Raw genomic sequence first — 6,492 nt, forward strand, 5'->3', positions numbered from 1 at the left:
ATCCCGGTGAGGGCGGCCACTTCGGTCACGAAGCGGTCGGTGTTGCCCACGCCGATCGGCAGCGGCACCGTGGCGGTCGCCTGCCCCCACTCGGTGCTCACCAGCTCCGCGGTCTTGCGAGTGGCGCTCTCCTGCAGGAACAGGGTCGCCTTGGCGTTGATCGCGTCGGCGGCGACCTTCAGCGGCGTGCCACCCGGGTACAGCTCGTAGTCACCGGTGGCCGGCGAGTCCAGTGCGTCGGTGTGGTCGCCGAGCAGGACGTGCTTGACGCCCAGCAGGGTGAGCAACCGCTTGATCTCACGCAGGTTGCCGGTGTAGGTCTCGAAGCCCGGCACCACGTTCAGCGTGCCGTTGGACTTCTTCGCCTTCTTTCCCTTGTTCAGGTAGGAAAGAATGCCCTTCATCATGTTGTCGTAGCCGGTGAGGTGGGAGCCGACAAAGCTCGGGGTGTGCGCGTAGGGCACCGGGAAGTCCGCCGGGATGGCGCCCTTCTCCCGGGCCGTGCCGATGAAGTTCTGCAGGTCGTCGCCGATGACCTCGGCCATGCAGGTGGTGGAGACCGCGACCATGTCCGGCTTGTAGAGCGTGGTGGCGTTCTCCAGCGCCTCGATGAGGTTGCTGAGGCCGCCGAAGACGGCCGCGTCCTCGGTCATCGAGGATGACGCAGCCGGGAACGGCTCCTTGAAGTGCCGGGCGAAGTAGCTGCGGAAGTAGGCCACGCAGCCCTGCGAACCGTGGACGAGCGGGAGCGTGCCGGCGAACCCGATGGCCGCGAGCAGGGCGCCAAGTGGCTGGCATGCCTTGCCCGGGTCGATGGTGAGCGCCTCCCGGGCGAAGTTCTTCTCCCGATATTCCCAGGACCGGGTCCAGTCCGTGATCCGGGCGATCTCGGCGGGGTCTGCGGGCTCCTCGAACTCACGCTTGCGGTCGAACTGCTCCTGGAAGTGCGGGGCCTTGAACAGCTCATTGTGGTCCAGCACACGAAGAGGTACGGGATTGTCTGGCATGCGAACGCCCTCTTATTTGGTCGATGGGAAGAAGAATCGGTCTGCGCTGCGGTCGGTCCTGCAGGCGGTGCTGCGGTGTCTGCTGCGCAGCGAACCGGCCGGCGGCCCGGGAGCCGATCAGAAAACGGCTCCCGGGCCGTCCGGTTCACCAGTCCGGCGCCGTGCTATGCGGCCGTGGACCAGGGCGCCTGGAACAGGTTCCAGGTCGGGCTGTTGATGGCGATGTCCATGTCGCGGGCGAACACGGCGAAGCCGTCCACACCGTGGTAGGGACCGGAGTAGTCCCAGGAGTGCATCTGGCGGAAGGGAAGGCCCATCTTGTGGAAGACGTACTTCTCCTTCACTCCGGCACCCATCAGGTCGGGCTTGAGCCGGCGGGCGAACTCCTCGAGCTCGTAGGCGCTCGGGTCGTCGTAGATCACGACGCCCTCGCCGAGCTCGGGGTTGGTGCGGCTGTAGTCGTCCTTGTGGGCGAACTCGTAGCCGGTACCGATGATCTCCATGCCGAGATCCTCGTAGGCGCCGATGGTGTGCCGCGGACGCAGGCCACCGACGAGCAGCATCACCCGCTTGCCCTCCAGCCGCGGCCGGTACTCGTTGCGTACCAGGTCGAACAGGGGCTGGTAGCTGGCGATCGCAGCCTCGGTCTTCTCCTTGATCGTGTCGTCGAAGAACGAAGCGATCTTCCGCATCGACTCAATGATCTTGGTCGGGCCGAAGAAGTTGAACTCGGTCCACGGAGTGCCGAAGCGCTCCTCCATCGTGGTGCAGATGTAGTTCATGGACCGGTAGCAGTGGATCAGGTTCAGCTTGGCGAGGTGGCTGGTGGACAGCTCGTTGAGCGTGCCGTCACCGGACCACTGGGCCACCACCCGCAGGCCCATGTCCTCCAGGATGCGACGCGACGCCCAGGCGTCACCACCGATGTTGTAGTCACCTATCAGGGCGACGTCGTACGCGGTCTGCCTGGTGGTGTCCCGGGTGCCGAGCACGATGTCGCGGATCGCGTCGTTGGCGATGTGGTGGCCCAGCGACTGGCTGACACCGCGGAACCCCTCGCACTTCACCGGGACGACCGGCATGTCCAGTTCCTTCGACGCCTCGCGGGCGACTGCGTCGATGTCGTCACCGATCAGACCGATCGGGCACTCGGACTGGATGGAGATGCCCTTGGCCAGCGGGAACAGCTCGGCGATCTCCTTGCAGATCACGGCGAGCTTCTTGTCACCGCCGAACACGATGTCGCGTTCCTGGAAGTCGCTGGTGAACTGGAACGTGACGAAGTTGTCGACGCCGCGGGTGCCGTGCGAGTAGTTACGCCGGGACGCCCAGGAGTACTGGCCGCAACCGACCGGCCCGTGGCTGATGTGGACCATGTCCTTGATCGGGCCCCACACCACACCCTTGGAACCGGCGTAGGCGCAGCCACGGACCGTCATCACACCGGGGCGCGACTTGATGTTGGACTTGACCTCGCACTCCTTCGACCCGGTCGGGTCGTTGGGCTTGACGTGCTTGGCCCGGAACTTCGCGGCCTTCGCCGGGTACCCGGCGAGGACGTCATCGATCATCGCCTGGGTGTCGACGGGCGGGGCCACGGCTGGAGTCGCGGGAGGGGTCGCGGGAGGAGTCACAGGAGGAGTCACGACAGACCTTTCTGATGAGGAGGTACGCCCGGTCACGCGACCGCGGTGGCCTTCTGGCCGATAACCGACTCGTCCTCCTGCTCCATGATCCCGAAGTCGATCAGAAGCTCCTCGAGCTCGTCCATGGTGATCGGAGTCGGGATGGTCTTCATGTCGTTCTCTTCGATCTTGCGCGCGAGTTCCTTGTACTCATTGGCCTGGTTGGACTCAGGCGCGTACTCCAGAACCGTCATCCGGCGCAGCTCGGCGTGCTGGACGATGTTGTCGCGGGGGACGAAATGGATCATCTGGGTGTTCAGGCGCCGCGCGAGCTCCATGATGAGCTCGTCCTCGCGGTCGGTCTTACGGCTGTTACAGATCAGCCCACCCAGACGCACGCCACCGGAGTGCGCGTACTTGAGGATGCCTCGGGCGATGTTGTTCGCCGCGTACATCGCCATCATCTCACCGGAGGTCACGATGTAGATCTCCTGGGCCTTGCCCTGGCGGATCGGCATCGCGAAGCCACCGCACACAACGTCACCCAGGACGTCGTAGCAGACGAAGTCGAGGTCCTCGTAGGCGCCGTTCTCCTCGAGGAAGGTGATCGCGGTGATGACACCACGACCCGCGCACCCGACACCCGGCTCCGGACCACCGGACTCGACGCAGCGGATGTTGAACTCGCCGGCCAGCAGCACATCCTCGAGCTCGAGGTCCTCGACCGAGCCCCTCTCCGCGGCCAGGGCCAGAACCGAGGTCTGCGCCTTCGAGTGCAGGATCAGACGGGTCGAGTCCGCCTTCGGGTCGCAGCCAACGATCATGATGCGGTTGCCGCGGGTGGCCAGCGCCGCCATCGTGTTCTGCTGAGTGGTGGACTTACCAATACCACCCTTGCCGTAAAAGGCGATCTGCCTCATCGGTGTGTGCTCCTTCACCGCACGCCCGAGCGTGCGTCACTGTGGGAAAGCCGGAGTTGGTTCAGGTAGCCGTGCTGGTTCAGGTAGCCGTGCTGGTTCAGGTAGCCGTGCTGGTTCAGGTAGCCGAAACCTGGAACCGCTCGTAGAGATCACGAACCTCGTCCGAGCGCAGCGGTCGCTTGAGCATGCAGACCTGTGATCGCAGACCTTCCAGAACAGGTCCGAGAACGCTTTCGTCCGCATCGATTCCGTGCTTGCGCAGGGCGTACCGCAGTGACGCCCGCCCCGCGTGCTTGCCCACGACCAGGCGGCGGTGCGCACCGACCTCCGCGGGGTCGAAGGGTTCGTAGATGCTGGGCGCTTTGAGCACGCCATCCACGTGGATGCCGGACTCGTGGATGAACGCAGACTCACCGACGATGGCCTTCCCGCACGGCACCGGACGGCGTGCCGCGCGCGAGACCAGGCCGGCCAGCGCCCGGAAGGACGTGGTGTCAAGGTCGACCCTGATTCCCAGCAGGTGGCGAAGCGCCATCGCCACTTCCTCCAGCGGCGCGTTGCCGGCACGTTCGCCGAGCCCCGCGACGGTGGTGCTGACAAACCCGAAGCCGGCCCGAACCGCCGCGAGAGTGTTGGCGGTGGCGAGTCCGAAGTCGTCGTGGGCGTGGATCTCCCAGTTGGCGGGCACCGCGCCCACCAGTCGAGACATCCGGGCACAGGCGCTGAAGGGCTCGAGGACCCCGACGGTGTCGGCCCATCGCAGGCGGTCGACACCATCGCGGACCAGTTCGTCGGCGAGCTCGATGACGAAGCTGTCGTCCGCCCGTGAGGCGTCCTCGAACCCGACCCCGACGGCTTGCCCCCGATCGAGGGCGTCGGCGACGCAGTCGCGGATGCGGCTGCGCGCCCACGCCCGGTCCCGACCGAGCTTGTGGGTCAGATGCAGGTCGGACACGGGAATACTCAGGTGCACCCGACCGACGCCGGAGGCGACCGCCGCGTCGATGTCTGACCGCATGGCGCGACACCAGGCGACGATCTCCGCCCGGAGCCCGGCGCCGGCGATGCGAGCCAGCACCTCGCGCTCGGATGGACCCATGGCCGGCACGCCCGCCTCGATCTGCGCCACCCCCGCCTGGTCGAGCGCGGTGGCGATGAGCAGTTTCTCCTGCGCCGTGAAGGCAACTCCCGGGGCCTGCTCACCGTCACGCAAGGTGGTGTCACAGAACCCGATCACGATGTCGTGCCCCACAGTTGCCCTCCGTCGGTTGAAAAGGAAGGTGGCGAGATGTGCCCGCCTGCGATCGGCTGTCGCGACCGGTGGCGACTTCCGCGGGCCTCGCCGTTGAAGCGCCGCGATTAGGAATGTCGTCCACTGTTGTTTCGTGCTCTTTAAGCGCCGTATCTTCCCAGTAACGTTTCGGCCGCATCCGCGATTCTGGGACGAATAGCTGAAGGAGCTCGGGCCGGGTGTCCGAAAGACCCTGGGACCAACGGCGCGAACGGCTGGCGCCGAATGGTGCGCCGCCGGCCGGCACCCTGCCCACGGTGCAATACGACATGTTGTCTCCCGCTCATTGTTTTACAACCCCAAGCCATGCCCAAATACGGCCGACCGCCGCCGGCGGGACGAACGTACCCGCATGTGCCGACCAACGACCCGACCCGTTGTTCACACGGCCCGGGAAGCCATGGACGAATGCCCGCACCGCAGAAAACGGTGCGGAGAGCGACAACGGTGCGGAGAGCGACAACGGTGCGGAGAACGACAACGGTGCGGAGAACGACAAAGGCGTCCCCCGGCCGCGAGCGTTGTGACGACGCCGACGACCGGGGAACGCCAGAAATCAGGAATCACACCATGCCGGTGGATCAGTTGATCAGTTGATCAGTTGATCGTCCAGGTGTTGCCCGCGTGCAGCAGCTCGGACAGCCGCTCCTCGGGCGTCGCGTTCGCGCTGCCCGTCCGGGCCGAGGTGTTCTGCTCCGCCACCATGGCCTCGTAGGTGGGCCGCCCCACCCGACGGAACACCCCGATCGGGGTGTTGCTCAGGTCGGAGTCGGACAACCGGGACAGGGTGAAGGCGTAGGCCGGGCCCTCCACCGTCTCGTCATGGACGATGACCTCACTACGGGGGACGTGGGCGGTGTCCGCGACCTCAAGCCCGAAACCACGCGGCTCGCGCACCACACACTTCTCCCCCGAGCCGCCGAACGTGATCGGCTTGCCGTGCTCAAGGCGGACCAGCACCGAGTCGCGGCTGGCCGGGTCCTTCAGTACGTCGAACGCACCGTCGTTGAAGATGGCGCAGTTCTGGTAGATCTCGATGAACGCGCTGCCTTCGTGTGCGGCGGCCGCACGCAGCACCGACTGCAGGTGCTTGCGGTCGGAGTCGATGGTGCGCGCCACAAATGACGCCTCGGCGCCGAGCGCCAGCGCGATCGGGTTGAACGGGGTGTCGCGGGAGCCGACCGGCGTCGACTTGGTGACCTTGCCGAATTCCGACGTGGGCGAGCACTGACCTTTGGTCAACCCGTAGATACGGTTGTTGAACAGCAGAATCTTGATGTTGACGTTGCGGCGCAGCGCGTGGATGAGATGGTTGCCGCCGATCGACAGGGCGTCACCGTCACCGGTGACCACCCACACCGACAGGTCCGGCCGGCTGACCGCCAGACCCGTCGCGATCGCCGGCGCCCGACCGTGGATCGAGTGCATGCCGTAGGTGTTGAGGTAGTACGGGAAACGCGACGAACAGCCGATCCCGGAGACGAACGTGACGTTCTCGCGCGGAATACCCAGTTCCGGCATGAACGACTGGATCGCCGACAGGATCGCGAAGTCACCGCAGCCCGGGCACCAGCGGACCTCCTGATCCGACCGGAAGTCCTTGGCGGTGAGCTTGACGGGCACTTCAGGCATTACGCACGACCTCTCCG

Annotated in this window: 5 protein-coding genes; all 5 read right to left on the reverse strand. The window is 65.8% G+C overall.

The window, feature by feature from the left end; genetic code table 11:
• On the reverse strand, window positions 1-1,007 hold a 1,007-nt coding region (gene nifK / locus U9983_RS25875; protein ID WP_322756513.1), incomplete at its 3' end, for a nitrogenase molybdenum-iron protein subunit beta.
• A gap of 164 nt (window positions 1,008-1,171) precedes the next feature.
• Window positions 1,172-2,578, reverse strand: coding sequence for a nitrogenase molybdenum-iron protein alpha chain (gene nifD, locus U9983_RS25880; RefSeq protein WP_322756515.1), 1,407 nt, complete (start codon window positions 2,576-2,578; stop codon window positions 1,172-1,174).
• 107 nt (window positions 2,579-2,685) lie between these two features.
• Window positions 2,686-3,552 carry a nitrogenase iron protein gene (gene nifH, locus U9983_RS25885; protein WP_322747341.1) on the reverse strand — a complete coding sequence of 289 codons (867 nt, stop codon included), beginning with the start codon at window positions 3,550-3,552 and terminating at the stop codon, window positions 2,686-2,688.
• Between the two features lie 115 nt (window positions 3,553-3,667).
• Window positions 3,668-4,804, reverse strand: coding sequence for a homocitrate synthase (gene nifV / locus U9983_RS25890; RefSeq protein WP_322756514.1), 1,137 nt, complete (start codon window positions 4,802-4,804; stop codon window positions 3,668-3,670).
• A 636-nt stretch (window positions 4,805-5,440) separates the two neighbouring features.
• On the reverse strand, window positions 5,441-6,475 hold the full coding sequence (locus U9983_RS25895) for a 2-oxoacid:ferredoxin oxidoreductase subunit beta (RefSeq protein WP_322756516.1): 1,035 nt from the start codon (window positions 6,473-6,475) through the stop codon (window positions 5,441-5,443).
• Window positions 6,476-6,492 lie beyond the last annotated feature (17 nt).

It is taken from the genome of Protofrankia sp. Cas3, from assembly GCF_963555955.1.
Taxonomy (GTDB): domain Bacteria; phylum Actinomycetota; class Actinomycetes; order Frankiales; family Frankiaceae; genus Protofrankia.